This is a genomic window from Sorangium sp. So ce1014 (genome assembly GCF_051521505.1).
In the GTDB taxonomy this organism is placed as follows: Bacteria; Myxococcota_A; Polyangia; order Polyangiales; family Polyangiaceae; genus Sorangium.
The window spans coordinates 12,096,569-12,123,281 of sequence record NZ_CP150356.1; the positions used below are offsets into that span (position 1 = coordinate 12,096,569).

Here is a 26,713-nt window from a genome sequence, read left to right on the forward strand (position 1 = left end):
GGACGCCATCAGCGAACGTCGCGGGCGGCGCTCACCACCGCGTCGAGCCACGCTGCCTCGGCGTGGCCGAGCGGCGGCTGCCGCGGCAGCGAGGTCGGCAGCGCGCGGGGCCGCGACGCGCCGTGGGCGCGCAGGTGCACGGACGTGATGGCGCCGACGCGCCCGCCGACGCCGAGGAACAGCGCGAAGAGATCCGGGCCCACCGCGCGCCGCGGGGCGGGCCGCACCGCGAGCTCGCCGCCGGACGCGAGCCGCGCGGTGAAGCCGGCGACGAGGTGATCGACCGGGTCGCTCCACGGATCGGGCGCGCCGGGGGCGCCCGCCGCGATCCACGCGTCGAGCGTGAGCTCGCGCGAGGCCGCGCCGAAGTCGAGCGCCAGGGTGAGGCCGCGCTGCTCGAGGGCGCGCTCGACCTCGCCGATGCGAGCGGCGCCGGCGGCGTGCACGAGCAGGGAGTCACCGTCGATCAAGGGCGCCGCGGGCGGCGGCGGCAGCGGGCGGCGCGCGGCGGGGGCGGCGTCGCGCGGGAGCAGGTTGCCAGGGTTCATGATGCCGGCAGGGTCGAAGACGCCCCGGAGCGCATGGATGACGCCAACGCCGAGGCCGAGCTCGGCGCCGAGCCGCGGCGCCTTGCTGCGGCCGACGCCGTGGTGATGCGAGAGCGTGCCGCCGGCGTCGATCGCGGCGTCCAGGGCCGCTCGCCAGGCCGCGTCGTACTTCGCCTCGGCCGCCGCGACGGTCGGCGCGCTGCCGGCGAAGGTGAAGTAGATGCTGCAGCCGTCCGGGTAGGCGTGGGACAGGTGGGCCATCACGAAGACGTGGCGCCCGAGCGCCTTGCGCACCGACCGGTAGAGCGCGTCGAGGCGCGACCAGGGCGCGGCGACCTCCATCGTGTCGCTGAACGCGCCGGCCATGAAGACGGGCGCCTGGCGGTAGCTCACGCTGTAGCGGTGCGCGAGCCAGTGGCGCGCCGGCTCCTCGCCGAGCGGCCTGGCCCCGCCGCGCTCGGCGATCGCCGCGGCGCGGGCGAGATCGTCCGCGCTCGCGCGCGCCGTGCCCTCGAAGATGAGGATGAGCGTCGCGCCGCGGAGCGCGCGTGCCCCGAGGGTGTCGACGACCTGGTTGAGGAGCCCCGGCGCGCGCAGCAGGCCGCGCAGCACGGCGGCGCCGGCCCCGGGGCCTCGCCCGGCGCGCGCCCGCGCGGCCGCCCCCTCGGACGGCTCGTCGCCGGCACCGGCGTGGGCGCGCTGCCGGCGCACCGCGCCGAGCCGGGCCATGAAGGAGTCGAACGGGTCGTAGAGGCGCGAGACCGCCGGGCGAAGGCCGGCCTGGAACATCTCCCGCATCGCGTTCCATCCGGCCTCCAGGGTGGGAAACGAGAAGGCGGCGAACGCGCGCGCCGGCGGGGCCGGATGCAGCCTGAGCGTCGCGGCGGTGACCACGCCGAGCACGCCCTCGCTGCCGATGAGGAGCGGCGTCAGATCCGGGCCGTGCGCGCGCCGATCGAGGCGGACGACCTCGCCGCGGCCGACGACGCACTCGAGCGACGCCACCATGTCCTCGATCTTGCCGTAGAGCCCGGAGCACTGGCCGGCGCTGCGCGCAGCGACCCAGCCGCCCACGGTCGAGCAGAGGATCGACGACGGGAAATGGCCGAGCGTGAAGCCCTCGGCGTTGAGCTCCTCCTCGAAGCGGATGCCGAGGGCGCCGGCCTCGATCTCGACGGAGGGAACCTGCCGATCGAGCGAGCGGCGGCGGGAGAGCCGCTTCAGGTCGAGCACGACCGTGCGGTCGTCCGGCAGGACGCCGCCGCACACGCCCGAGCCCGCGCCGTACGGCACGAGCGGGAGCCCCTCGTCCGCGCAGAAGCGGACCACCTGGGCGACCTCCTCGGTGGACGCCGGCCAGACGATCATCCCGGGCCGGTGCTCGGCGATGCGGCCCTCCGTCACGGCGAGGTGGTGCCGGGGCCAGAGATCGCGGGCGTAGGCGATCTGATCGACGGGGGACGTGCTGCGCGGGATCCCCGGCAGCGCGCGCGAGATCGCGGCCTCGAAGCTCATGCGTGAGAAGGCCCTAGCGCCTCAGCTCCGCTCGGCAAGGATGATGAGCCGAGGCGACTCCGAGCCGAAGAAGACGCCCGGGTGCGAGGGATGGCCGGTCACCTCGGTGACCTTGAAGCCAGCTTCGTGGAGCATCTTGCCGAGCTCGTGCAGCCCGTAGAGGCGGATCGAGTAGTCGATCTCCCGCGAGCGGCCGTCCTCGAACATGACGGTGCGCTTCACCCTGAGCCGGCTCGTGAAGAAATCCACCTGCATCTCATCCATGCAGACGCAGCCGTCCCCCTCGAACCAGACAAGGCTCGGCTGGCGGGACGCCACGTAGTCGCGGTTGACGATGTCGAGCAGGAGCATGCCGCCCGCGCGGAGGGCGCGGCGGATGCGGGCGAGGACGTCCAGGTTCTTCTCGTCGTCGAAGTAGCCGAAGCTCGTCGACCAGCAGTAGATGCCGTCGAAGGTCTCCTCGAACGTCATCTCGCGCATGTCGCCCTGGAGGAAGTTCAGCTTCTGGCCGCGGTCCTGCGCGTCGTCGGCGGCGCGGGCGAGCATGGCGAGCGACAGGTCGTAGCCGACCACGCTGTAGCCGCGGCTCGCGATCTCGATCGCGTGGCTGCCCGCGCCGCACGCGAGGTCGAGGATCACCGCGCCCTTCTCGACGCCGAGCCGCTCCTCGATGAAATTGACCTCGCGGCGAACCACCTTGCCGTCGATCTTGTCGAGCGTGCGCAGGAAGTCGTCGCCGAAGAGCTCTTCCCACCACGGGCGCTTCCGGCGTGCGGCGGGCTCGGTCGAGGGACCGGAGTTCGGCTCATGCTCGATCGGCTTCGCCGCGGGCGGGGCGGGGGGAGCGGAGGGGCGCGCGGGCGCCGACGCCTCGCCGTGCGGCGGCGGCACGGACAGGGGCGGCGGCGGCACCGAGCTCGTGAACGTCGCGAGATCAGGCGAGGCCAGCGCATGCGCGCGCGGGCGCCGCGGCGGGGGCGGAGGCGGAGGCGGGGGTTTCTTGGGCTGCGCCGCCTGCGCGTCGGCCCGGGCGGCCCGGGCTGCGTCGGTCATCTCGGCGTCGCGCTCGGGCTCGACCTCCTCGAGATCGATCTCGCTGCTCTTCGGCGGCAAGGTGCTGCGCTTCGCGTCGGCCTGCACCGGCTCGTCTTCGCCTTCCGCGGGCGAGGCGCTCGAGGGCTCGGCCTTCGTGTCGTCGACAAGCTCGGGCTCCGGCTCGAGCTCCGCGAGCTCGTCCGTAACCGACCCCGGCGGCCAGTCGAGGGGGCGCGCCTCGATCTCCGGCCCCGAGGGCTGCGGCCGTCGGGGCTCGGGCTGGAGGGAGTCGAACGCGGTGTCGCGCGCCGTCGGCGGGCCCTCCGGCAGGCCCTCCTGGTACGGCTCGAGGCCCAGCACGGTCTGGCGCTCCTCCGGCCGGATCCTGAACTGAAGCGGCGGCCACTCGTTCTCGGTCGGCTCGGTCAGCAGCGGCGGCTTGGCGGGCTCGGCCAGCGAGGTGACCGGCGGCAGGTTCGACTCGATGCTGAGGATCTGGAGCGGCCGGATCACCGCGACCGAGTCCGGATCGATGAGGAGCCCCGGCGTCGGCATCGGCGGCACGCTCGAGGATTTCGGCGACGGGCGCGGGACCGCTCGCGGCGCGACAAGCTCCGCCAGGTTCGGCGGCGGCGCCGGCTTGCTGGCGGGCCTCGGCACCTCGAGCGCCGGGTCGCTGGGAGACCTCGCGGCGGCGTTCAGCCACCCGTCGTCCTCCACGTCGTCGAGCGCCGGCGATCGCGGCGTCGCCGTGTCCGCGTGCGCAGCGCCCTGGTCGTGCGCGGCGCCCTGGTCGTGCGCGGCGCCCTGGTCGTCGCCCTGTTGCGCCGCGTCTCCGGGCACGTTCACGAGCCGCCGCGAGCGGCGCCGCGCGGCCTTCGTGCTGTCGCCGCGCTCCACCTCCGCGGCCCGCTCCACCTCCGCGGCCAGCGATTGCCAGGCCCGCCTGGAGGTGGGCGTGGCCGGCAGGGGAGTGCCGTGCCGCGAGCGCTCCGTGGGCGGCCCGGCGATGCGCGGGTCGAGATCGAGATCCGGGATCTCCGAGAGCTGCCCGCCGGAGCTTCCGTCTGTCATGCCCGGGATGACGTCGAGGCGCGGCAGCGGCGTGGTCGTCGCGAGCTGCGGGCGCACGCTGGGCGTGCGCTCGGGCCGTGGAGCGGACGAGCGCGCGGGGAGCGAGCCCTCTCCCTGCGGCGCGAGCGAGGCCGCGTTCCCTGCCTCGCCCGGCAGGGGCGCGCCGGGCTCTCCGGAGGCGCCGCCTTCCTGGGCGGGCGCAGCCAGGGGGTTGCGCGGCCGCTCGCTCGTCATTGCTTGCCCCCTCCGTCGAGCGGCTCACCGTAGAGGATCGGCCCCGGAGCCCTGCTCCAGGGGAGCGCCGCCCCGCGCTCCACGAACATGACCGCGGTGGAGCCGAGGTGGAACTTGCCGATCTCCTCGCCGCACTGGACCGGAAGGGCCGGCGAGAGCGTGTGCACGCCGAGCGGCACGTCGCGCGCGTCGACCGCGCTCACCGTGATCCGTCCGACGATCATCGCGCCCACCATCACGACCGTCACGCGTCCGTGGCGCTCGGTGTCGATCACGATCGCGACACGCCGGTTGCGCGCGAAGAGTCCCGGGATGTGGCGCTCGCCGATCGCGTTCACCGGGAACAGCTCCCCCGGCATCGAGCGGATGAGGCTCACCTGGCCGGCGACGGGCGAATGGACCCGGTGGTAGTCGCGCGGTGAAAGGTAGACGACCGCGAACTGCCCGCCGTCGTAGCGCGAGGCCTCCGCGGGGTCGCCCACGAGGTCTTCGACGCGGTAAGGCTGCCCCTTGATGAGCAGGCGCCCGCCCTCGGTCACGGGGCCGAGCGCCGCGACGCGTCCGTCGGCAGGGCTGGTGATGGCTCCGGGATCGGAGCAGACAGGGCGCATCCCCTCGCGGAGCTTGCGCGTGAAGAACGCGTCGAAGCTCTCGTAAGGGCTCGTCAGCACCTCGGCAGCGTCCATGTCGACGCGGTACGCGCGCGCGTAGAGCTTGACCACCGCGTTCAAGACGGCGGCGGGTGCTCTGGCGTCGCAGAGGCGGCCAACGGCCCGGGTAATGCGCTCTCGCGGAAGCACCCGCAACAGCTGTGCGGCGGCGTAGGTGGCAACGGTCATTGTGCGGAACGGTAACAATGCGGGAAAGAGAGCGGTGCAGGAATGCTAGGCCTCGGGAAGGACGTCGGTCAACGCTCGGGTCAGGCGAACCTTCATGCGCCGGCGCGGTCCTCCCATCCAGCGAAGGAGCTCAGCCTTGACGCGACGCGCGACGCTCAGAGCGATCCGTGGCGCGACGCCAGGCCCGTCCCCCGCGCCCCACGTTTCTCCACGTCGTTGCGAGCGCGTCAACCGCGAAGCGCCGCTCCGCGCAAATGGGCCCGCGAGCGCGGGCAGACCGCGCCGCCCGTGCGCTCCATTCTGAAGCGCCGCTCCGGATACCGCGCTGCAACTTCGATCGACCCCTGCGAGGGCAGCAGAAAAACGGAGCCGTTTCAAGTGCCTGCGCCCTGGCACGCCGCTCGCTGAGAAGGTCGCTGAAGAGCGCACAGGAGGCACGCGACAACGATGGAGATCAGGTTCTGGGGAGTTCGCGGGAGCATCGCTTCGCCTGGGCCGGAGACGGCGACGGTGGGCGGAAACACAAGCTGCGTGGAGGTTCGCTGCGGATCGTCGCGGATCATCCTCGATGCAGGGACAGGCGTACGCAAGCTCGGAGACGCCCTGCTCCGGGAAGGGTCGGTCGAGGCCACGGTGCTGCTCTCCCACCTGCACTGGGACCACATCCAGGGCTTGCCGTTCTTCGTGCCGGCGTACCTGCCGAGCTCGAAGCTGTCGATCGTGGGCAGCACGCACGGGGTCGGGACCCTCCGCGAGGCGCTCTCGGCGCAGATGGCAGCGCCGAGCTTCCCGGTCCGGCTGGACGAGCTCGGCGCGCAGCTCACCCTGCGGGAGGCGCGGCCGGGAGAGGCGTTCGATGCCGGGGAGGTCCACGTGCGCATCGCCAAGCTCAACCACCCGGGCGGCGTCCTCGCCTACCGCCTCGAGCACGCAGGCCGCAGCCTCGTCTACGCGACCGACACCGAGCACTACGCCTGCGTCGATCCGGCGCTGCGCGCGCTCGCTGACGGCGCCGACGTGCTCATCTACGACGCGCAGTACACCCCGGAGGAGTACCGCGGCGACGCAGGGCGATCGAGGGCCGGATGGGGGCACTCGACGTACATCGCGGGCGCCGAGATCGCGCGGGCGTGCGGCGCGCGGCAGCTCGTGCTCTTCCACCACGACCCGCAGCGGACGGACGCTGGCGTCGCCGAGATCGAGCGCCTCGCGCGCGAGCTCTTCCCTGCCTCGGTCGCCGCGCGCGAGGGGCTCTGCATCCACGTCGAGGCCCTCGCGCGGGCCGCGTGATGACGCGGATGACGACAAGGGCGGCGCCCTCTATGCTGGATCTTGCTCCGTTATCCATGTCGCGCCTCTCGCTGCTCGTCGATCTCGCCTCCCTCCTCGCCCGGGAGGTCGACTTCGACGCCCTCCTCGGCACGGCGTGCGAGCGGCTCGCGAAGGCGCTCCGCGCCGACCGCGCGACGATATGGCTCGTCGACGCGGAGCGCGGCGATCTCGTGACGCGCGTCGCCCTGCTGCCCGAGCTCCCCGCGCTCAGGCAGCCGCTCGAGCGCGGCATCGCAGGGCATGTCGCCAGGACCGGCGAGGTCGTGCGCGTCGACGACGCCGCGCGCGATCCGCGCTTCGATCCGTCGGCCGACCGGGCGACGGGCTACACGACGCGCTCGATGCTCGTCGCGCCCATCCGCGAGGACGGCGTCGCGCCCATCCGCGGCGTCGTCCAGCTGCTGAACCGCGCGGGAGCGCCGTTCGACGAGGAGGACGAGCGCTACCTCGTCGCGCTCGCGACGCAGCTCGCCCGGGCGCTCATGTTGACGACGCTACGCGCGGCCGAGGGCGGCGGGCCGGGGGTCGTGCTGCAGGGGCCGTTCAACCGGATCGTCGGCCGCAGCGAGCGGCTGGCCGCCGTGTACGAGAAGGTCCAGCTCGCGGCGCAGACCGACGCGACCGTGCTGCTCCGCGGGGAGACCGGCACCGGCAAGAGCCTGTTCGCGCGGGCGATCCACGTCAACTCGCGGCGACAGACGCGGCCCTTCGTCACCGTCGACTGCACGACGCTGCCGGCGCAGCTCGTCGAGAGCGAGCTCTTCGGCCACGAGCGCGGGGCGTTCACCGGCGCGGATCGGCGCGTGCCGGGCAAGGTGGAGCTCGCGGAGGGCGGCACGCTGTTCCTGGACGAGCTCGGGGACCTGCCGCTCGACATCCAGGGCAAGCTCCTCCGCTTCCTGCAGGATCGCTCCTTCGAGCGCGTCGGCGGTCGCCAGACGCTCCGCGCCGACGTGCGGGTCGTGTGCGCCACGCACTGCGACCTCGAGCGCCTCGTCGCCGAGGGGCGCTTCCGGAAGGATCTCTACTACCGCGCGCGCGTCGTCGAGATCGACTTGCCGGCCCTGCGCGAGCGCGGCCCCGAGGACGTCGAGACGCTGGCCCGCCACTTCGCGGACGTCTACGCGACGAGGTACGGAAGGCCCGCGCCGCGCTTCGATCTGGACGCGCTCCGCCACATCCGCGCCCATACCTGGCCGGGCAACGTGCGCGAGCTCGAGCACTGGGTCGAGAGCGCGATCGCCCTCGCGCCGGACGGCCGCATCTCCGCGGGGCACCTCCCGGCGCGCCGGCGCGAGGGCGCCCCGTCGCACGTCGACGCGGGCCGCGAGGGCGACGAGCAGGTCGCGCTGCCGCTCGGCCTCACCCTCGACGAGGTGACGCGGCGCTACGTCGAGGCGATGGTCCGCGCGTGCGAGGGGAACAAGACGGAAGCGGCGAAGCGGCTCGGCGTCGGCAGGAACACCCTGGCGCGCGCGCTCCGCACGAAGAACTGAGGCCGCGGCGCGCCTCCGGCCGCGCGGAGGCCTGCGCGGGCGCGCGGCTCGGAGCGCCGGGAGATCCCGCGTCACTCCGGGGTCACACGAAACGCCACGCCGATGCCGGCGACCGCCGCGACGTAGGAGGCTTGCCACCTCTGGACGGGGCCGACCTTCAGATGAGGGCGCGCCAGGACGACATGCAGCTCGAGGAAGCTGCGCAGCTCCACGGTTCGCCAGAGGCGCCAATCGGCGCCCCCGCGCACGCCGGAGGTGAGTATCCAGGGGAGGTTGCCGTCGTCCACCGGCTTCAGGTCACCTGCGAGCTCCGCGTTGGCGACGCCGGACTGCAAGAAATTGCACACGAAAACGCCATCCCGGTGCCTGCAGAGCGACAGGAGCCCGACGCAGACGCGGCTCACCGGCGCCAGGGGCGGGGCGCCGCTCGGATCGCTGCCCAGCGCCCAGAGCACGCGCGCCTCGACCGACATGGACACGTCGAGCCAGCGGAGGGTGGCGGCCACCGAGGGGCCGAACCCCGTCGCGGGCATCAAGCCGGACGCCAGCACGGTCGACGTGCTGAGCTCGCCGACCCCGCGCGGCTCGCCGACCCCGCGCGGCTCGCCGACCCCGCGCGGCTCCGAGACGCGCTGCGTGTCACCTGCGTACGCCCGAGCCGACAGAGCGAGGCTCAGCGCCACCATCAGGGCGATGCGATCCGTGTTCGTCACCGCGCGACCGTAGGAGAGCGCTACGGCGCGACGGAAGTCGAAGCGGGCGTGCTCGCGCAGAAACCGGCAAGCGTAGGCCATTGCGCCGAGCGGCGGCGTTTACCTCGTCTCGCTGTCTTTTCGACGCAGGACGCCGCCAGGTCGGCCGAGGGAGCTCCGCGGCGCCAGAGGGTGTCCCTTCGTCCTGACGGCCTCGGAGGTCGCCGGAGCTTCCGACGCGCTAGCGCGCCCTGCGGCGCGCGGCCTCGCAGAGGGCCGAGCGGGTGGGGTCGCTGGGGAGCTCCGGCGGCAGCTTTTCCTCGCAGGCCACCTCGGGGCTCAGCGGGTCGAGCGCGGTGCCCGCCGAGAAGGCGCGATCCGCGTCGGCGCCGCCGTGGAGCAGGCCGTGCAGCGACCACCACCGGCCATGGCGGCTGTTCACGTCCTCCACCTGTTCGACGAGCGGCGCGGCGCTCGCCCGCTCGCCGGAGGCCAGCAGGGCGGCGGCGAGGAAGCAGCGCACCGCCGGCTCATGCGGCGCGAGCGCCTGCGCGCGGGCGTGCTGGACCGCGGCGGCGGCGTGGTGGCCGCGATCGTGGAGCAGCTGGCCGAGGCGCACCCGCTTGGCGACCTCCTGCCGGTGCGGCATGTCCCCGCCCGGCGCGAGGTCGGGCGGCACGTCGGCCGGCACCGTGGCGAGGTAGGTGCGCCAGCGCTTGTCCCAGGCCGCGAGGTCCGCGCCGGAGATCTCGGCGATCGCTCGCTCCAGGTCCGCGTCGCTGCTCGCGTCCTTGAGCCGGCGCAGGAGCTGCGGCAGCGCCGTGTCGCCCGCCTCCCTCGTCCAGTAACGGATGAAGCTCGCGACCTCGGCGAACACGATCGCCGCCTCCTCCGCGCTCGGGAGCATCGCGATCGAGGGGCCGATCTTGTCGAGCGGGCGCCCGAGGCCCTTCCGGATGCCGAGGAAGGCGATCGCGTCCGCGGACGGCACGTCGTCCAGCGGGTCGGGCTCGCGCCAGCGGACCTCCTCGCGCTTGGCCACGCCCTCCTGCAGCCACAGCGGGGCGTTGTCGCGCGTCCCGCGCGAGAGCGCGAGGTGCGTTATCTCGTGCGCGAGCGTGTCCAGCCAGGGATAGCCGTTCGGCGTCGCGCGCGGGGAGAGCATCGTCACCCGCCCCCACTTGGCGATGGCGACGGTGCCCGTCGTCCGCGCCGCGTCCTCGGGCAGGCCCGTCATCGCGGAGAGCGTGAACTGATCCCGGACGAGATCGATCCGCAGCGGCCGGAGGAGCTCGACCCCGAGGTCCTTCGCGAGCACGTCGCGCGTCTTCGCGGCGACCTCGACGAGGAGCGGCACGAGCGCGCGATCCTCGTCGTCCTGGAGCCGCACCCAGACGCCGCGCGCCTCGTCGTTCACGACGACGGTCGCCGCGGTGGCGCGGGCGCAGCCGCGCGCGATGTCCCCGAGCGCCGCGCCCTCCGCCGTCGCCGCGAGATCGGGGCGCGCGAGGATCGCCGACGCGGCGTCGCAGTCGCCCTCGTAGATGGCGAGCCGGCCGCGCTCGATCGCGAGCGCGGGGTCGGCTGGATCCGCCCCCTTCAGGATGTCCCGCGCCGCCGGGGCGTCGATCTCCAGGATCGCGGCCCGCGCCCGCACGGCGCGATCGAGATCGCCGACCGTGATGCGGCCGGACGCCGTCGCCGACACGGTCGCGAGCGCGGCGAGGATCACCGCCCTGAGGCCGCGCCTCGCCATGGCCGTCGCCCTGCGCGGAGCCCTGGCCGGGACCGCTGCACCGTCGATGCGCCTCATTTCAGGAGCCCCTCCGCGTAGCGCTTGACCGCCTCTCTCAGCCGCGGATCCGAGGCGCCCCCGAGCCCATCGAGGACGCGCCGCCGGAACTCCTCGGGGCCCTTGTGCTTGTCCTTGTCCGGGATGTCGGCCTTCCTCGCCATGTTCCGCTCCCCTTCCGACTCGGCGTCGCCCTCCTGACCCTGGTCCTCGCTGCGCGACATCTCGAGCAGCCGCTGCGCGTCGCGCTGGCGCTCGTTGCCCTGCTCGCCGTCCCCCTCGGAGAGGGCGCGCTGCGCGTCGCGCATCGCCTCCTCGGCCTCGTCGAGGCGCTCGAGCATCTCCTCCGGCATGCGGCCGTCGCCGCGCTCGCCCCGCTTGCGCAGATCGCGCGCGCGATCGGCGAGCGAGCCCTCGCGCTGGCTCGACCTCGCGAGGCCCTCCCGCGCCCGCCCCGCTGCAGCCTGCCGCAGCCTGCGCAGCGCCTCCTCGGCCCAGGCGAGCTCCTCGGCGAGCGCCTGCTGCGCCTCGGCGGCCTCGCGGCCGGCCCGCTCCTCGGGGAAGAAGCCGCCGCCCTGCGCGCCGAGCCGCTTCGCCTCGCCCAGCGAGCGCATCGCGCCCTGGCCGCTCCGGACCGCCTCCTCGGGGCGCACCTGCTCCAGCGCGCCGGCCATCGCCTCGGCCTGCTCCCTGCCAGCCGCCGCCGCGGACTCGGCCGAGCCCGGCGCCCCGCCCGGCTGCGGCAGATCCCGCACCGCCTCGCGGATCGCCTCCGCGTGCCTCTTCGCCTCCTCGCGGAGCGCCGCGATGTCCTCGGGCCGCGACGCGCGCGTGAGCTCCTCGGCGACCGCGTTCACCTCGGCGGCGTGATCGCGCGCGAGCTCCTCGAGGTCCCGCTCGCTCTGCGCGACGCTCTCGTCGGCGCTCGAGGCGTCGCCGGGCTCGGGTCCGCGCGGCGCCCCGGACTCCACCCCGCCGCGGCCGCCGCCGCCGAACGAGGGCTCCGGCCGCCTGAGCCGCGCCGCGAGGTCGCGCGCCGCGAGCTCGGCGTGCATCCAGTCGCCGGCGCCGCGGGCGCGCGCGATCCTGCGCAGGTCGTTCGCGACGATCTCGCCGAGGTCGAGGCCGAGCTCGCCGATCTTGCTCAGCTCGACCCCCCCGCCGCCCAGCACCGTGACGGCCGCCTCGAGGCGGACCTCGCCGCCCTCGCGATCGCCGCCGCCCAGGAGCTCGGCCGCGGCCGCGGCCTCGTCCGCGACGTCGGCGAGCCGCTGCGCGACGGCCCGGGCGTCCCGGGAGCCGAGGCCGCGCAGGCCGGCGTCGAACGCGAGCAGCACGCCCTCGGTCTCGTCGAGCAGCCCCTGGTGCGCCGCGCGCGTGGTCGCTCTCCGCTCGGCGGCGAGCGCCTCGTCGAGCCTCGCCAGCTGACCGCGCGCGAGCGACGCGATGCGCCCCCGCACCCGGAGCCCGCCGTAGTCGGCGGCGAGCGCCCGCTCGACCTCCGCCTTCGCGGTCGCCTGCACCTCGGCCTCGCGCGCCGCGTGCGCCGCGGCGCCGACCGCGTCCGGCGTCCTCTGGCCGATGCGGTCCGCGAGCAGGTCGGTGAGCGCGTCGCGCGCCTTCGCGAGCGCGACGTAGCGCCGCGCCTCGGGCTCGCCCACCTGCGGCGGGATGACCAGGATCGCCTCGCTCCTGCCCCACTTCGGGCCCTCGATCGGGTCGTTGTCGCGCGCCTCGATCCGCACCTCGACGGGCACGTACGTCCTGCGGAAGAACGGATCGCGCGCCCTGAGCTCGTAGCCTCCGCGGTCGATCTTCGCGTCCCCCGCCGGACGCGAGAGCACCCGGCGCTCCTCCTTCGCGCCGGCGCGCAGGACGAGATCGACCTCGCGCAGGCCGTGATCGTCGGTGATCTCGTAGCGGAGCGGGATGCTGGGCTCGTCGAGGATCCTGACCGTGCGCGGCGCGCCCTCGAGCGTGACGCGCGGCGCGTCGTCGGCGATCGACACGACGCGCTGCGCGTCGGCCTGCCGGACGCGCACCTGCCCGAAGCGCGCGGCCGCCTGGAGGGTCGTCGACTCGCCGAGCGTCCAGCGGGCGATCACGCCGTCCTTGCCGTCGTCCACGAACGGGACCTCGGCGCCGCCGTCGGTCAGCACGAGCGCGCGCCCGCCCCGGATCGGGCGGCCGCGCATCGTGATCACGGTCCCCCGCGGCTGCATCGTCGTCGCGAACGGCAGGAGCACCTCCGGGCCCTCGTGCAGGTACTCGGGCGGCGTGGCCATCATCTCGACGTCCTCGAGCCACGGTAGATCGAGCGGCGCCTCGCCGCCGCGGGCGGCGAGGACGTCGAGCCCCTCGACGACGCGCGACGGCTCGATCGCGGCGGCCGCGAGCGCCGCCACGCCGAGGGCGAGGCCCGCGCTCGCCCACCGCGCGGCCGCCTGCTGCGCGCGCGCGAGGATGCGCGCCTGCGAGGCGCGGCCGAGCAGGCGCCGGAGGTGCAGGCCGGCGAGCTCCGGCGACCCGACCCGATCGTCGGCCGAGGCGCGATCCACGAGCGAGAGCGCCCTCAGGGTGGCGGCGCCGAGCGCCTCGTCCGTGCGGCCGATGATCTCGCGCACGGTGCGCCGGGCGTCGCCGCGCCGCCGCCGCGCGAGGATCGCCCGCGCGACGACCGCCGCGAGCAGCGCCGCGAGGCCTGCGCCGGCGAGCCCGCGGGCGAGCGGGGAGCCCACGCGCGCCACGTGCGCCGCGCCGAACAGCCCCGCGAAGGCCGCCGCGGTGAGCGCGCGCCGCGCGGAGGGATCCACCTCGGTGTCCCAGAGGGAGCGCAGCCGCGCGATGGACAGGGCGGGCGCCTCGTTATCCATGGAGAGGCAAGGGTAACCGGCGGCAGGAGGTGGTCCAGCGGATCGGTGGGATCCCCGGGGGGGTGAGCGCCTGGCCGATCAGACGTCGAGCTCGCCGTCGGTCATGAACCAGCTGTCCGGGTCGAGCAGCACGCGCCGCAGCTCGTCCGGGAAGCTGGGGTCGAGATGTACGATGAGCCACCGCGAGCCGACGCTCGGGGGGTGGGGGCGGGAGAAGAAGCCGAGCGCCCGCAGGCGCGCGCTGAACGAAGGGGGGGTCACAAGGAGCATCCCCACGGAGACGTGCCCCTCGCGCCGCATCGCCTGGCAGAACTCGAGGAACAGGGCGTCGAGCAGGGGGCCGGTGTCCTCGCAGAACACGTCGGTCATCTCGACCTTGTTGTTCCGCACCGAGTAGACGGCGTAGCCGAGCAGCCGCCCGTCGTGCCTGTCGAGCATGCAGAAGAAGCGGTGCCGCGTGTTGCCGAGCGGCGCATAGCGCCAGTTCAGGAACTGGGCGCTCCGCTCGCCGGCGATCGGCGAGGGCTTCGCCCGCGACCACAGCTCGTCGAAGCGATGGTCGGCGGCGTCCACGAGCTCGGTGCGCACGCGGCTGCCCTTCGCGAGCAGCGCTGTGGCGTCCCGGAGCGCCATGGAGGCGTCGACGGCGCGCCCGGCGGCGCGCACCAGGGCGTTGTCCGGCTTCACCGTCGCTCGCTGCACGACGCGCTCGGCGGCCGTCGACAGCGCCTGCGTGAGGGGGGCTGGCGGGTCGCCCGGCGCCGCCGCCTCCCAGAGCGCGCGCCAGCGAGGGTGCGGGACCGCCGAGGCCGCCCGCTCCGCGACCCGCTGCACCACCGCGCTCACCGTGCTCCGCTGCTCCCCGGCCGACGAGGCGGCGAGCTCGTTCAGCTTGTACGCGGCCATGAGGGGGCGGACCCAGAGGGTGGAGTCCGCGATCTTCTTGTAGCCGGCGCGCTGGAAGATCGGGAATGACGCCTTGTTGGGGAAGCCGAACAGGAAGTCGACCCCGGCGTCGCGGCAGCCCTTCGCGAGCTCGCGCTGGATGCTCATGGCGGCCCCGGCGATGCGGTGCGCCCTGGTCACGCCGAAGTCGCCGAGCACGCCGGCCTTGAGCTTCCGCCCGCTGACGTAGAGGTCGCGCGGGTAGAACGAGCCGCTGCCGATGATCTCCCGCTCCGGGCCGTGAAAGCCCATCCAGGTCCGCGGCGGGCCCGCCGGGTTCTGCTCCTGGAACCAGCGCATCCGCCGCTCCACGAGCTCCTGCGATACCTCGCCGTGGGCGAGGTTCTCTTTCCAGAGCTGCGCGAGGACGTCCCTGTGCTCTTCCGGCTGGATGCGGGCGGCGCTGTAGACCTTCTGCATGGCTTCCCGGTGCGCTCTCCTGGCGCGGCCGAGCGGCGCGCCGGGCCCGTCATGGCCGAAGGCGGCGAGGGCGTCAATCGTGCCTGGCCGGGGCTTCTCCCTTCACGTCTCCGTTCACGTCTCCGTTCACGTCTCCGTTCACGTCTCCGTTCACCTCTCCGTTCCTCCTCAACGACGCACGACGCGAGGGGACGTTCCGCGCCGGGCGCAGCGAGGCGCGCGCGGCGACGGCGCCATCACGGAACGGGGGTACACTCGCGCGATGCTCCGCCGCGCCATCGTCGCCGTCGCCTGGCTCTCGCTGATCTTCGCCCTGGCCTGCAGCTCCGCTCTCCCGCCGCCCCCTCCGGGCACCTCGCAGCCGAAGGCCGGCGGGGCCGCGGCGCAGCCGTCGGGGGCGGGCGCGGCGCTCGACGATGTCATGGTCGCGGAGGGCGACCCCGGTCCGGTGCCGGTGACCCGCGCCGATCCGGCGCGCGGCAGCCGGCTCGCGCCCGTGACGATCGTCGTGTTCTCCGATTTCGAGTGCCCCTTCTGCAAGCACCTGGACGGCACGCTGAGGCAGCTGGAGCGGCGCTACGGCCCGGAGCAGCTGCGGATCGTGTGGAAGAACTTCCCGCTCGCCTTCCACAGGCAGGCTCGGCCGGCCGCCGAGGCGGCCATGGCGGTGTTCGCGCACGCCGGTCCCAGCGCCTTCTGGGCGTTTCACGACGCCATCTTCGGCGCGGACGAGCGGCTCTCGCCGGAGCTCGAGGCCGCGGCGCTCCGGCGGGCGGGGGTGACCCCCGGCCAGGTCAAGCAGCTCGTTCAGCGGAGCGCGGCGGCGCAGAAGGTCGACGCCGACATGGCGCTCGCCGCGCGGCTCGGCGTGAACGGCACGCCGGCGTCGTTCGTCAACGGCGTCGCCCTCGTCGGCGCGGAGTCGGCGGAGCGGTTCGCCGAGATCATCGACGCGCAGCTCGCCTCGGCGCGGGCGCTCCGCGCCGAGGGGACGCCGCCGGAGCAGGTGTACGCGGCGCTCGCGAAGAAGAGCTTCGCCCCGCCCGCCGCGGAGCCCGAGGACGCCGAGGAGGAGGAAGAGCGCAGGACAGTGCACCTCGTGCCCGTCGGGGACTCGCCCGCGCGCGGCAAGGACACGGCGCTCGTCACGATGGTGCTGTTCAGCGACTACCAGTGTCCGTTCTGCAGGCGGATCACGCCGACGGTCGAGAAGCTCGCGGCGCAGTACGGCGACAAGCTGCGCGTCGTGTGGAAGGACAACCCGCTGCCGTTCCACCCCCGCGCCGAGCCCGCCGCGGAGCTCGCGCGCGAGGCTCGGGCCCAGAAGGGGGACGCCGCCTTCTGGCAGGCCAATGACCGCCTCCTCGCCGTCGAGGCCGGCCTCGACGACGCGGCGCTCGAGGCCCTCGCCGCGGATCTCCAGCTGAACGTGGCGGCGGTGAAGCGCGCCATCGCCTCGCGCAAGCACGCGGCCAAGATCGAGGCCGACATGGATCTCGCGGACGACCTGGGCGCCGCGGGGACCCCGCACTTCTTCATCAATGGACGCCGGCTCGTCGGCGCGCAGCCGATCGAGAAGTTCCAGGCGCTCATCGACGAGGAGATCGCCAAGGCGGAGGCCATGGTCGTGGCAGGGACGCCGCGCGCGAAGGTCTACGAGTCCATCCAGAAGCAAGCTGTCCCGCCGGCGTCCCCACCGAAGGTGTCCGTCCCGCCCCCGTCCAAGGGCCACCCCGGCAAGGGCGCTGCCGCCGGCAAGGTGGTCATCCAGATGTTCTCCGACTTCCAGTGTCCCTATTGCGCGCGCGGCGGCGCCACGATGGACGAGCTCATCAAGGCCTTCCCGGGCAAGGTCCGTGTGGTTTTCCGCCACCTGCCGCTCCCTTTCCACCCCGAAGCGCAGCTGGCGGCCGAAGCGGCCATGGAGGCGCTCGCGCAGCAGGGGCCGGCCGGCTTCTGGAAGATGCACGATCGGCTCTTCAAGGCCCATGACGCCTCGAACCTCGATCGCGCGGCCCTGGAGCAGCATGCCGCGAGCCTCGGGCTCGACGCGGCGCGCTTCGCCCGGGCGCTCGACGAGCGCACCCATCGAGCCGCGGTCGAGGCCGACGCGCAGACCGCGCGGAGCGCCGGCATCACCGGGACTCCGGGGTTCGTGATCAACGGTTACCTGGTCAGCGGAGCCCAGCCGCTCGCGAAATTCAAGAAGGTCGTGCGCCGCGCCCTCAGTGAAGCGAACGGAAGCAAACTGAACGCAAACTGAACGCAAACGCACGTGCGCTGAACGTGGCCAGGCAGACCGAGCTTGGGCCGCGGGCTTCCGGCCTGGCGCTCGGTCGACTGACCTTCCGTTCGCCATGCGCGTTGCTCGGGGCGCGTCCATCGGTATCGCCCGCCGAGCTCGTGATACCTTGTCCCAATGCCCAAACCGCGCGGTCGAGGGACCTCGGCCGAACCCAGGCGCACCGTCAAGGCATCGACCGGGCGGGCACGCGCGCAGCCTCGTGACAAGGCAGGCCAGCGCGGCGTCGCCGATGCGGGCTCGCCGGCCGCGCTGCGCGACAGGCAGGAGCGGTCGCCCGTCAGCGCGCGGGCCACAGCCAAGAGGGCGAAGGGGGCCGCCGCGCTTGTGGAGGCCGCTCCGGCGGAGCGACGGGCCGCGCCGAAAAAGCGCGCCGCGACGGAGCGGCCGGCACCGAGGAAGGGCGCCGCGAAGGAGCGAGCGGCCGCGCCGAGGAAGGGCGCCGCGAAGGAGCGAGCGGCCGCGCCGAGGAAGGGCGCCGCGAGGGCGCGCGCCGACGAGCAGCCCCGCGCCGCGCCGCCGAAGCGACGACCTCGGACCGCGAAGGTCAAGAGCACCGCGAAGGCCAAGAGCAAAGCGGGCGACGCGGAGCTCTCGCCTCCCCGTCCGCCGGAGCTCGACTGGGACGACACGCCGTCCGGCAGCGCCGAGGAAGCGCTCGCCCAGCGCTGGGCGGCGCGGGGCGAGGAGCTCTTCCAGCAGCTCGCCGATCACGGCGCCTCACAGCACGAGTACCGCGCCGACCTCAAGGAGGGGCGCTTCGTCTGGATCGCGCCGGGCGGCCGCGTGTCCGCCGAGGCGGGCGCGCGCCTGCTATGCAGCTGGTCGCGCGCCACGTCGGTCCTGGTCATGGCGTGGGCCGATCCGCTCGCCAGCAGCACGAGGATCGAGCGCTTCGACGGGATGCCCGCGGAGCAGGACAGCGTGGACGAGGAGGGCGCCTGGCAGATCGCGATGAGGTCGGCCGACGCCTGCGGCGCGGCGTACCTCTACCGCGTGTCCTCGCCGCAGGCCCTGTACTTCCTGGCGCTCGACGATCTGACGTTCTCGCCGAAGCGCGCCTCGTTCCACCCCGGCGCGCCGGTCGGCCTCGTGCTGCGCGCCATCGGCGAGATCCGCGAGGCCATCGCGTCCCGCGCCGAGCCCGCCGAGGTCATCCGCGACAGGATCTCCGCGCTCAGCGACTCGCTGCTCCACCAGGCCAGGTACGCCTACCGCGACACCGACTGGGTCGCGCGCCTCGACCGGACCGGCTCGTGCTTGATGCACCTCGCGAAGCGCATCCCGCGCGCGTGCTTCAGCGCCGTCGCGGCCGGCCAGCGCGTCGACGAGTGGCTCGAGCGCGAGCTCGCGCTCGAGCTGCTCAACGCGCTCTCGCTCATCGAGGACGAGTGGAGCCTGTTCGGCTGACGGGCCGCCGCGCGGCGCCGCGCGGCTGAGCTCGCGCCGGCGCTCGGCCCCGTCCCCCACCGCCCCGCGCCAGCGCGGTGCGTGACCCGCGCGGCACCGCTCTTGAAAGGTCGAGAGGGGCGGAGGTGAGGGGAGGCGGCGATGGGTCGAGCGAAGCTGTTCGAGGATCGCAGGGACGCCGGGCGCAGGCTCGCGCAGCTGCTCTCGGGGTACAGGAGCGAGGCGCCGCTCGTGCTCGCCCTGCCGCGAGGGGGCGTCGAGGTGGGCTACGAGGTGGCGCGCGCGCTGGGCGCGCCGCTCGATGTGTGGATCGTGCGCAAGCTCGGCGCACCCGGGCAGCCGGAGCTCGGCGTGGGCGCGATCTCCGAGGGGGGCGAGGTGTACATCGACCGGAGCCTCGTCGCGCTGCTCGGGATCACCGAGGCGGAGCTCGCCGAGGTCGCGGAGCAGCAGGCCGCCGAGGTGGAGCGGGGGGTGCGCCGGTTCCGGGGTGACAGGCCGATGCCCCTCATCGAGGGGCGGACGGTCATCGTCGTGGACGACGGCATCGCGACCGGCGGCACGGTGCGGGCCGCGCTGCGCGACCTGCGCAGGCGCTCGCCGAGGCGGCTCGTGCTCGCGGTGCCGGTCGCCGCGCCGTCGAGCCTGTCGTCGCTCTGCCGCGAGGTCGACGGCACCGCGTGCATCGAGGAGGACCCCGGCCTCCAGGCGATCGGCGCCTACTACGACGACTTCTCGCAGACCTCCGACGAGGCGGTCGTCCGGCTGCTCGCCGAGGCGCAGCGCGAGCTGCCGCCGCCGGAGGGCGCGGAGCGGCCGCTCTGCGTCCAGGCGGGGACGGCGGCGCTGCCCGGGGATCTCGCGGTCCCGGAGAGGGCGGTCGGCCTCGTGCTCTTCGCCCACGGCAGCGGCAGCGGCCGCAAGAGCCCTCGCAACCGCTCCGTCGCGGAGGCGCTCTGGCGATGGCAGCTGGCCACGCTGCTCTTCGACCTGCTCACCGAGGACGACGCGGAGGAAGATCGCCGGAGCGCTCGCCTCCGCTTCGACGTCGACCTGCTCGCCCGGCGGCTGATCGGGGTGACGGACTGGGCGCTCGCGCGCCCCGAGCTCCGTCATCTCGGCGTCGGCTATTTCGGCGCCAGCACCGGCGCGGCGGCCGCGCTGATCGCCGCGGCGGCGCGGCCTCGCGCCGTGGGCGCCGTCGTGTCGCGCGGCGGCAGGCCCGATCTCGCGGGCGCGGCCCTGGCCAGGGTGCGGGCTCCGACGCTGCTCATCGTGGGCAGCGCGGACACCGCGGTGCTGGCGCTGAACCAGGACGCGCTCGAGCGCCTCGCCGGCCCGCGCCGCCTCGCCGTCGTGCCGTCGGCGACGCACCTGTTCGAGGAGCCGGGCGCGCTCGCGGCGGTGGCCCGGCTCGCGGGCGAATGGTTCGCGCAGCACCTGTCCCCGAGGGGCGACGAGGCGCGGCCGTGACGCCTACTTCGAGAGCCAGACCGTGTAGGCGTGCGGCATGAAGGGCGCATCGTCGGGGTCGAACGGGCGGCTCCGGATCATGCTCCCCGCGTTGACCCCCACGAGGAGCAGCCCCGAGAGGCCGTCGAGCCCGACCACGGTGCGCTGCGCGCGGCTGCTGCCGAAGATGCCGGCCACCTCGACGCGGCCGGCCTCGGCGCCCTGCCTGTCGACCTTCACGATCGCCCAGCGGAACAGCGCGGGCAGCTCCCAGTCGGCCACGAAGGTGATCTCGGCCGCCTTCAGGTCCGGCCGAGCGCCCGCGTTCTCCGCGGAGAGATCGAGCCACACATAGGTGGCGCCGGTCGGCTCGATCGGTCGCAGGGGCGCGACCCGCCGCGGGAGCGTGGCGTAGGGCAGCGACCACTCGAAGCGCACCCGGCCGAAGTCGCCGAACCGCTCGGCGTCCGACAGGTGGGCGCCGTCGCTGCGGCTGCCCAGGAACGCCCGCGCGATCGCGAGCTCGAGGAGCAGGTCGTCGAGGTCCTCGCCGCGGGACCTGAGCGACGCCCGGAGCGCGTCGAACGTGTCGGGCTCGGCGCGGAAGCGCGCCGCGCCTGCGGGCGTGGACTGCGCCGCGATGGCGAGCAGCGACATCGCGACCTGCGCCGGCGTCCCGGTGCCGTAGGCGTCGTCGAGGTACCACGGCAAGAGCAGGGCGCCGTCGAGCGCGCCGAGCGCCGCGCCCGTCAGCGCCCGCTCGGGGGCGCGCTGGAAGGCGTCGATCGCGGCGAGCTCCTCGGCCGCGCAGGGCGCCGCGATCGCGGCGAGGTAGCTCGCGGCCATGGCGAGCGCGCCCTCCTCGGCCCCGGCGTCGAGGCGCACGGCGACGGCGTGCCCGAGCGCATACGCCGCGTCGGACGCGCTCGTGCACCCGCCGCGCCCCGGCGCCGCGATGAAAGCGAACGCGCTCGCGGCGTCGAACCGCTCCCCGACCGCCCGCAGGTCGTGCCCGACGCGCGCGGGGCTGCGGCGCGGGCCCCGCTTTAGGTAGAGATCGTACGACGGGCTGCCGCCCCGCGCGCCGTCGGGGAGCGGCCTCGGCAGGCCGAGCGCGTCGTAGGCGCGCATCGCGGCCTCCAGGTGAGCGAGGCTCTCCAGGAGGGCGGCGCCGGGGACGTCCGCGGGCGCGTGCACGCAGACGGGCAACGTGAACGAGCAGGCGCGCTGCGGGGCGTCGCGTTCGTCGGGGCGCTGCACCGGCGAGACCACGGGGCGGCCCTCGGCCGGCGGGCTGGCGGCCTCGTCGGGGGGCGCGCCAGGCTGCGCGCTCGGCGCGGGCGGGCCGGCCGACGGCGCGTCCGGCGCGCGCGCTGCCGCCGCGTGGGGGCCGCCGAGGGACGTGACAAGCGCGAGCAGCGCGAGCGCGCAGGGCGCCTTGCGCCGCGGCCGCTGCGGAGCAGGCGCGCGCTCCCGTCCCTCTGGTGGGGCGTGCGTGGGGCACGGTCTCGTGGGGAGCGCTACAGCCATCCGGAGGCCCGCGGGCGAGGTCTGCCCCCGCGATGGGGCCCTAGCTCATCGCACGAGCGGCGCCTCCTGCCCATCCCGGGATGCTCCACGCGGCCACCACGCGGACGGCTTGCGGGTCCCGGCGTCGGGTCGGGCGGCCGCGCCGCGGAGCGTCCTGCCGATTGTACCGATGTGACCGTACCAGATACTGCCGAGCTCGCTGCGTGGCTGTGCTCGGACGAGGAGGTGTTGAGCGGCCGAGGTACAAAGGATGTCCGGAAGATAAAATTGCGACTTCTCCTGTGGCGCAGAGGCTCACGCATTGTGGTGCATGTGCGCCGAACTCGTTTCAGTCCAGGATCGCCCTCGGAATCGCCTGGATCCCGCGCCCAGAACCGCTCCGGGTTCAGGCGACATGTGGCCCTGTTATTCTTCGATGAATTCGAGTCCTCGGCGCCGCTCGCCTCGCGGGGCACGGCCTCTGCAAAGCCCGCGTGCATGAACCGCATATCCCGACGTCGCTTCGTCGCCGGCCTGGGCGCTGGTCTCCTCGCCGCTCCGTTCCTCGGGAGGATCAGCCAGCTTCGCGCCGACGGTGGGACTGCTCGCAACCTGGTTGTCTTTTTCTCCCCCAACGGGACTCATCATCATCTCTGGCGGCCGACGGGCTCGGGATCGAGCTTCTCTCTCCCTGCGGGCTCGATCCTCGAGCCGCTCGCAGCGCATAAGTCCGATCTCATCCTCTGCGACGGCATCGACTTCAAGGGCGTCGACAACCACGAGCCCGGCATGGTCAACATGCTCACGGGCGGCGGCAACGCCGGGAGCGCCAGCCGCGGCCAGAGCCTCGACTGGTACGTCGCCCAGGAGCTCGGCGGCCGGCCGGTCAACCTCGGTATCTACACGAGCCCGTGGGGGACGAACTCGCAGACCCGCATGTCGTACAGCGCGGCGGGGCAGTTCGCTCCCGTGATCGACGAGCCGCGGACCGCATACAACCAGATCTTCGACGGCTTCACGGGCGCGAGCGAGCCGACCGGGACGGGCGCCGGCGAGGTCGATCCGAAGATGAAGCGCCGGCAGAGCATCCTGCGCGTCACGAACGGCGAGATGGAGGCGCTGCGCGCCGGCGCGCCCGCGCGCGAGCAGGCCAAGCTCGACGCGCACATCGACGGCCTCCAGCAGATCGCGCCCGGCGCCGGCGCGGGCGCCGGCCCCGTCGCCGCGAGCTGCAACACGGCGCCCGCGCCTCCGCCCTCGTTCAACCCGACCGACGAGGACGCCGTCCCCGACATCGCCATCGCGCAGATGGACCTCGTCGCCGCGGCGCTCGCGTGCGGGCGGACCCGGGTCGCGACCGTCCAGTTCTCTCACACGGTCTCGCCGCTGCACCTCCGGTGGCTCGGCCTGTCCGGCCAGGACCATCACTCGCTCTCGCACGCGAGCACGGGCGAGGACGTCGACAGGTTCCGCATCGCGGAGCGATGGTTCGCCGAGCAGTTCGCCTACCTCCTCGGGAAGCTGAAGTCGACCGCCGGCTCCGGCGGCGGCACCCTGCTCGACGAGACGCTTGTCGTGTGGGCCAAGGAGCTCGGCGACGCGCCGCTGCACCGGTGCGAGTCGGTCCCGTTCGTCCTCGCCGGCGGGGGAGCCTTCACGCCCGGCCGCTACGTCAACTTCGGCGGCGCTCCCCACCAGCAGCTCCTTGTCTCGATCTGCCAGGCCATGGGCCTCGGCAACAGCACCTTCGGCGACGCCTCGAAGGGCACTGGCCCGCTGGATGGGCTCGCGTGATGCGCGGTCCTCCGCGTGGCCGTCCACCCACAGCACTCGGGATCACGAGGAACAAGCTCATGAACACACACAACACGACGGGACCCTTCGACGAGGCGGATGCGCCTGTCTCCCGGCCTCTGCCGACGAGCGATGCCCCCCGGCGGAGGCGGACACCGCGCCTCGGCCACGCGCTCGTGCTCTCGTGCGCCGCGCTGGGCGCCGCCGTCGCCGGCTGCAACGGCCTGTTCGGAGGCGGCGACGACGACGGCCAGACGAACGGCGGAGACGACACGGGCTCCCTCGACTCGGGATGTGCCGACAACGTCGCGTTCTTCGAGGCGAACCTCTGGGACCCGATCATGTCCTCGAAGTGCACCGTCTGTCACACCGAGAGCGGGCTCGCGAAGGGGACCCGCATGGTGTTTGACACCTCGGGCACCGAGGAGGCGCTGCAGGCGAATTTCGAGGCGGTGCGCGACATGGCCGCGATCCAGGTGAACGGCGAGTCGGCGCTCCTCCTGCGCCCCTCCGGCCGGCACCCCGAGGGGCACGCCGGCGGCGCGCTCATCCCGTTCCAGGGCGAGGACTACGTGGTGTTCGAGAAGTTCGTCAACCGCGTCAACCTGGGCGTGGGGTGCGAGGAGCAACCGACGGCCTGCGAGCCCGACACGGTGTCCGGGCGGCGCGTCCTGCGCCGGATGTCGCGCGTCGAGTTCGACCGGACCGTGGCCGACCTGCTCGGCGTCGACTCGACCGGCTACATCCTCCCGACGGACGCGAACGTCGAGGGCTTCGACAACAACGCCGACGCGCTCCTCTACGCCGGGACCGACGTTCAGCTGATGCGCGACGCTGCCGAGGACATCGCCGCCAGGGTGATCGAGGCGCCGGGCTCGCTCATCCCCTGCGCGGTGGAGACCGGAGATGACGCCTGCGCGACCGCGTTCTTCGAGAGCTTCGGGCGCCGGGCCTTCCGCAGGCCGCTCACGGACCAGGACCGCGCGCGGTACATGGAGCTCCACCGCAGCGTCGAGGCGGACGAGGGCTTCGCGATGGGCGTCCAGTCGATGATCGCCGCGGCGCTCCAGTCCCCGTACTTCCTCTATCGCCCGGAGCTAGGCGCCGTCGCGCAGGACGGCACGTATCAGCTCCTGCCGCACGAGATCGCGTCCCAGCTCTCCTACATGATCTGGAGCTCGATGCCGGACGACGAGCTGCTCGGCAAGGTGGAGTCGGGCGAGCTCGCGACGCCGGAGGCCATCTCCGCCGAGGTCGACAGGATGATGCAGGATCCGCGGGCCGAGGCCGGCGTCCTCAGGTTCTTCAGGACCTGGCTCCAGCTCAACGCCAAGCCGTCGAAGGACATGACCGCCTACCCGGAGTACACCGAGGCGGTCCGGCAGGCGATCGAGCGGGAGACCGCGGCCTTCGTGCGTCACCTCATCCGGGAGGGCTCGGGCTCGCTGAACGAGATGTACACCGCGCGCTACTCCTACGTGAACGAGGAGCTCGCGTCGTTCTATGGCCTGGAGGCGCCGGGCGGGGCCGCGGACCAGGACGGCATGACGCGGGTCGACCTCACCGGGTCGAACCGGATGGGCCTCCTCACGCTCGGCAGCGTCCTCAGCACCCACGCGCACGCCGCCGAGTCGTCGCCCGTGCACCGCGGCAAGTTCGTGCGCGAGCAGCTCCTCTGCCAGCCCCTGCCGCCGCCGCCCGCGGGGCTCGACGTCAAGCCGCCCCAGCCCGATCCCACGAAGTCGACCCGCGAGCGGTTCTTCGAGCACTCCAGCAACGAGGCGTGCGGCAGCTGCCACTCGCTCATCGACGGGATCGGCTTCGGCTTCGAGCACTTCGACGGCGTCGGCCGCTACCGCGACACCGACGACGGGCACCCGGTCGACGCGAGCGGCGACATCGTGGGGGCGCCGAGCGCGAGCGGCCCGTTCGACGGCACCGGAGAGCTCGCCCAGAAGCTCGCGCAGAGCCCGGACGCACAGGCGTGCTTCACGCTCCAGTGGCTCCGCTTCGGCTTCGGCGCCATGGACCAGGCCGATCTCTCCTGCATGGCGGAGCAGATCACCGGCCAGCTCGGGCCCGAGGAGCTGACCGTCGCAGGCGTCATCAAGGCGATCGCGCGGTCGCCGCGCTTCACGAGGCGCCTCGCCGAGGCGGCGGCGGACCCGGGCTCCTCGACGGATCCCGGCGGCGGCACGGGGCCGTCGGGCACCGACAACGACCCCCCGCCCACGAGCTCGAGCTTCGATATCCAGGAGACCGTGGACTCGGTGTGGGACGGCGGCGGCTGCAAGTCGGTCGTGGTCACCCACCAGGGCGACGCCAAGGTGCTCTGGGAGGTCACCCTCCACACCGAGGGCACGCCCACCGACGTGTGGAACGCCGTGACCGAGGCGGGCAGCGCGGGCGTGAAGTTCTCCGGCGTGAGCTACAACGCGGAGCTCGATCCAGGGGAGTCCGCTTCCTTCGGCTTCTGCTGGCGGGAGTGAGCCGCGGCGGCGTATGGCCGCCAGCCCCGGTGCGGCCGCGCCCGCCCGGCCGCGCCGGCCCGGGCGCGCCCACCCGACCCAGCCAGCTCGGCCGCCCCGGTGCGTGGCGGGCGACACGCCGCGCGCCAGTTTGCCTTGAATTCTGCTATCCTGCGTACCCCTCGCCCGCCTCCAGGGCGGGGCGAAAGCCCAGGACGCCTCAATGACACATCCGCTTCACGACATCGTGCTTCCTGACAGCCGGCACGATTTCTTTCCCGTGGTGATCGAGATCCCGAAGGGGTCGAAGTGCAAGTATGAGCTCGACAAGAAGACCGGGCTCTTGATGCTCGACCGCGTGCTCTACTCGTCTGTGCACTATCCCGCCAGCTACGGCTTCATCCCCCAGACGCACGCGGGCGACGGCGACCCGCTCGACGTCCTCGTCCTCATGCAGGAGCCGGTCGTGCCGCTCACGATCGTGCGGGCGCGCGCCATCGGCGGCTTCTTCATGCGCGACGACAAGGGCGTCGACGACAAGATCATCGCGGTCGCCGTCGACGACCCCTCCGTGGCCCATTACCTGACCCACGAGGAGCTGCCCCCGCACGTGACCAAGGAGCTCATGCGGTTCTTCATCGACTACAAGACACTCGAGAACAAGCTCGCCGAGGTGGACATGATGTACGACAGGAAGCGCGCCCTGGAGGTCATCGAGGAGTCCGTCGCCAGCTATCGCTCGATCAGCGCCTGGTCCAAGGGCTGACGTGGGGCTGACGTGGCCGGGGTTGGGGGGCCCGGTCACAGAAGAGCACGGATGGATCGCTGCCGGGGTGGATCACGCTTCCTGGACTTTTTGGCGTCCACCCACGCGAAATCTCCGAAAAAATCCATAAATTGGCCCCAAACCCGTGGGTAGCTCCTGAGAGACGGAGCGGCACACGGGTTGCTTAGTGTCTCGCCGTGGATCGCTTTTCGACACT

16 protein-coding genes are annotated in these 26,713 nt (G+C 73.7%); 8 read left to right on the forward strand and 8 right to left on the reverse strand.

Annotated elements, in window-relative coordinates; all coding sequences use genetic code 11:
• Positions 1–8 precede the first annotated feature (8 nt).
• The 3 genes from WME75_RS45600 to asd are packed head-to-tail and all read right to left on the reverse strand — an operon-like array spanning position 9 to position 5,128.
• Entirely contained in the window at positions 9–2,063 is a 2,055-nt protein-coding gene (locus tag WME75_RS45600) for an FAD-binding protein (protein WP_437484617.1), read from the reverse strand.
• 21 nt (positions 2,064–2,084) lie between these two features.
• Positions 2,085–4,406, reverse strand: a complete 2,322-nt coding sequence (locus WME75_RS45605) for a methyltransferase domain-containing protein (RefSeq protein ID WP_437484618.1) — start codon at positions 4,404–4,406, stop codon at positions 2,085–2,087.
• Positions 4,403–5,128 (reverse strand): archaetidylserine decarboxylase, encoded by a 726-nt coding sequence (gene asd / locus WME75_RS45610; protein ID WP_437495070.1) that lies wholly within the window; start codon positions 5,126–5,128, stop codon positions 4,403–4,405. Before asd ends, WME75_RS45605 begins: the two co-directional genes overlap by 4 nt.
• A gap of 564 nt (positions 5,129–5,692) precedes the next feature.
• On the opposite strand from asd, the gene WME75_RS45615 reads away from it, so the two are divergent.
• Both WME75_RS45615 and WME75_RS45620 read left to right on the forward strand, forming a co-directional pair.
• Positions 5,693–6,535: an MBL fold metallo-hydrolase gene (locus WME75_RS45615; RefSeq protein WP_437484620.1), complete on the forward strand. Its 843-nt coding sequence runs from the start codon at positions 5,693–5,695 to the stop codon at positions 6,533–6,535.
• Between the two features lie 56 nt (positions 6,536–6,591).
• On the forward strand, positions 6,592–8,073 hold the full coding sequence (locus WME75_RS45620) for a sigma-54-dependent Fis family transcriptional regulator (RefSeq protein ID WP_437484622.1): 1,482 nt from the start codon (positions 6,592–6,594) through the stop codon (positions 8,071–8,073).
• A gap of 71 nt (positions 8,074–8,144) precedes the next feature.
• On the opposite strand, the gene WME75_RS45625 is transcribed toward WME75_RS45620, so the two are convergent.
• From WME75_RS45625 to WME75_RS45640, 4 genes are all read right to left on the reverse strand, one after another.
• Complete coding sequence (locus WME75_RS45625; RefSeq protein WP_437484624.1) at positions 8,145–8,786, reverse strand: hypothetical protein; 642 nt, start codon at positions 8,784–8,786, stop codon at positions 8,145–8,147.
• A gap of 220 nt (positions 8,787–9,006) precedes the next feature.
• Positions 9,007–10,578, reverse strand: coding sequence for a hypothetical protein (locus WME75_RS45630; RefSeq protein WP_437484626.1), 1,572 nt, complete (start codon positions 10,576–10,578; stop codon positions 9,007–9,009).
• On the reverse strand, positions 10,575–13,430 hold the full coding sequence (locus tag WME75_RS45635) for a DUF4175 family protein (protein ID WP_437484628.1): 2,856 nt from the start codon (positions 13,428–13,430) through the stop codon (positions 10,575–10,577). Before WME75_RS45635 ends, WME75_RS45630 begins: the two co-directional genes overlap by 4 nt.
• 78 nt (positions 13,431–13,508) lie before the next feature.
• Complete coding sequence (locus tag WME75_RS45640) at positions 13,509–14,795, reverse strand: GNAT family N-acetyltransferase (RefSeq protein WP_437484630.1); 1,287 nt, start codon at positions 14,793–14,795, stop codon at positions 13,509–13,511.
• A 262-nt stretch (positions 14,796–15,057) separates the two neighbouring features.
• On the opposite strand from WME75_RS45640, the gene WME75_RS45645 reads away from it, so the two are divergent.
• The 3 genes from WME75_RS45645 (at position 15,058) to WME75_RS45655 (ending at position 19,980) form a co-directional block, all read left to right on the forward strand.
• On the forward strand, positions 15,058–17,058 hold the full coding sequence (locus WME75_RS45645; protein WP_437484632.1) for a DsbA family protein: 2,001 nt from the start codon (positions 15,058–15,060) through the stop codon (positions 17,056–17,058).
• Positions 17,059–17,214: 156 nt separating this feature from the next.
• Positions 17,215–18,507 carry a DUF6882 domain-containing protein gene (locus tag WME75_RS45650; RefSeq protein WP_437484634.1) on the forward strand — a complete coding sequence of 431 codons (1,293 nt, stop codon included), beginning with the start codon at positions 17,215–17,217 and terminating at the stop codon, positions 18,505–18,507.
• A gap of 141 nt (positions 18,508–18,648) precedes the next feature.
• Positions 18,649–19,980, forward strand: a complete 1,332-nt coding sequence (locus tag WME75_RS45655; RefSeq protein WP_437484636.1) for a phosphoribosyltransferase family protein — start codon at positions 18,649–18,651, stop codon at positions 19,978–19,980.
• A gap of 3 nt (positions 19,981–19,983) precedes the next feature.
• Here the strand turns inward: WME75_RS45655 and WME75_RS45660 are convergent, their stop codons facing one another.
• Complete coding sequence (locus WME75_RS45660; RefSeq protein ID WP_437484638.1) at positions 19,984–21,489, reverse strand: hypothetical protein; 1,506 nt, start codon at positions 21,487–21,489, stop codon at positions 19,984–19,986.
• A 477-nt stretch (positions 21,490–21,966) separates the two neighbouring features.
• Between WME75_RS45660 and WME75_RS45665 the strand changes: the two genes are divergently transcribed.
• From WME75_RS45665 to WME75_RS45675, 3 genes are all read left to right on the forward strand, one after another.
• Positions 21,967–23,262, forward strand: coding sequence for a DUF1552 domain-containing protein (locus tag WME75_RS45665; RefSeq protein ID WP_437484640.1), 1,296 nt, complete (start codon positions 21,967–21,969; stop codon positions 23,260–23,262).
• A gap of 59 nt (positions 23,263–23,321) precedes the next feature.
• On the forward strand, positions 23,322–25,751 hold the full coding sequence (locus WME75_RS45670) for a DUF1592 domain-containing protein (protein ID WP_437484642.1): 2,430 nt from the start codon (positions 23,322–23,324) through the stop codon (positions 25,749–25,751).
• A 202-nt stretch (positions 25,752–25,953) separates the two neighbouring features.
• A complete protein-coding gene (locus WME75_RS45675; RefSeq protein WP_437484644.1) occupies positions 25,954–26,496 on the forward strand; it encodes an inorganic diphosphatase in 543 nt (180 codons plus the stop codon).
• Positions 26,497–26,713 lie beyond the last annotated feature (217 nt).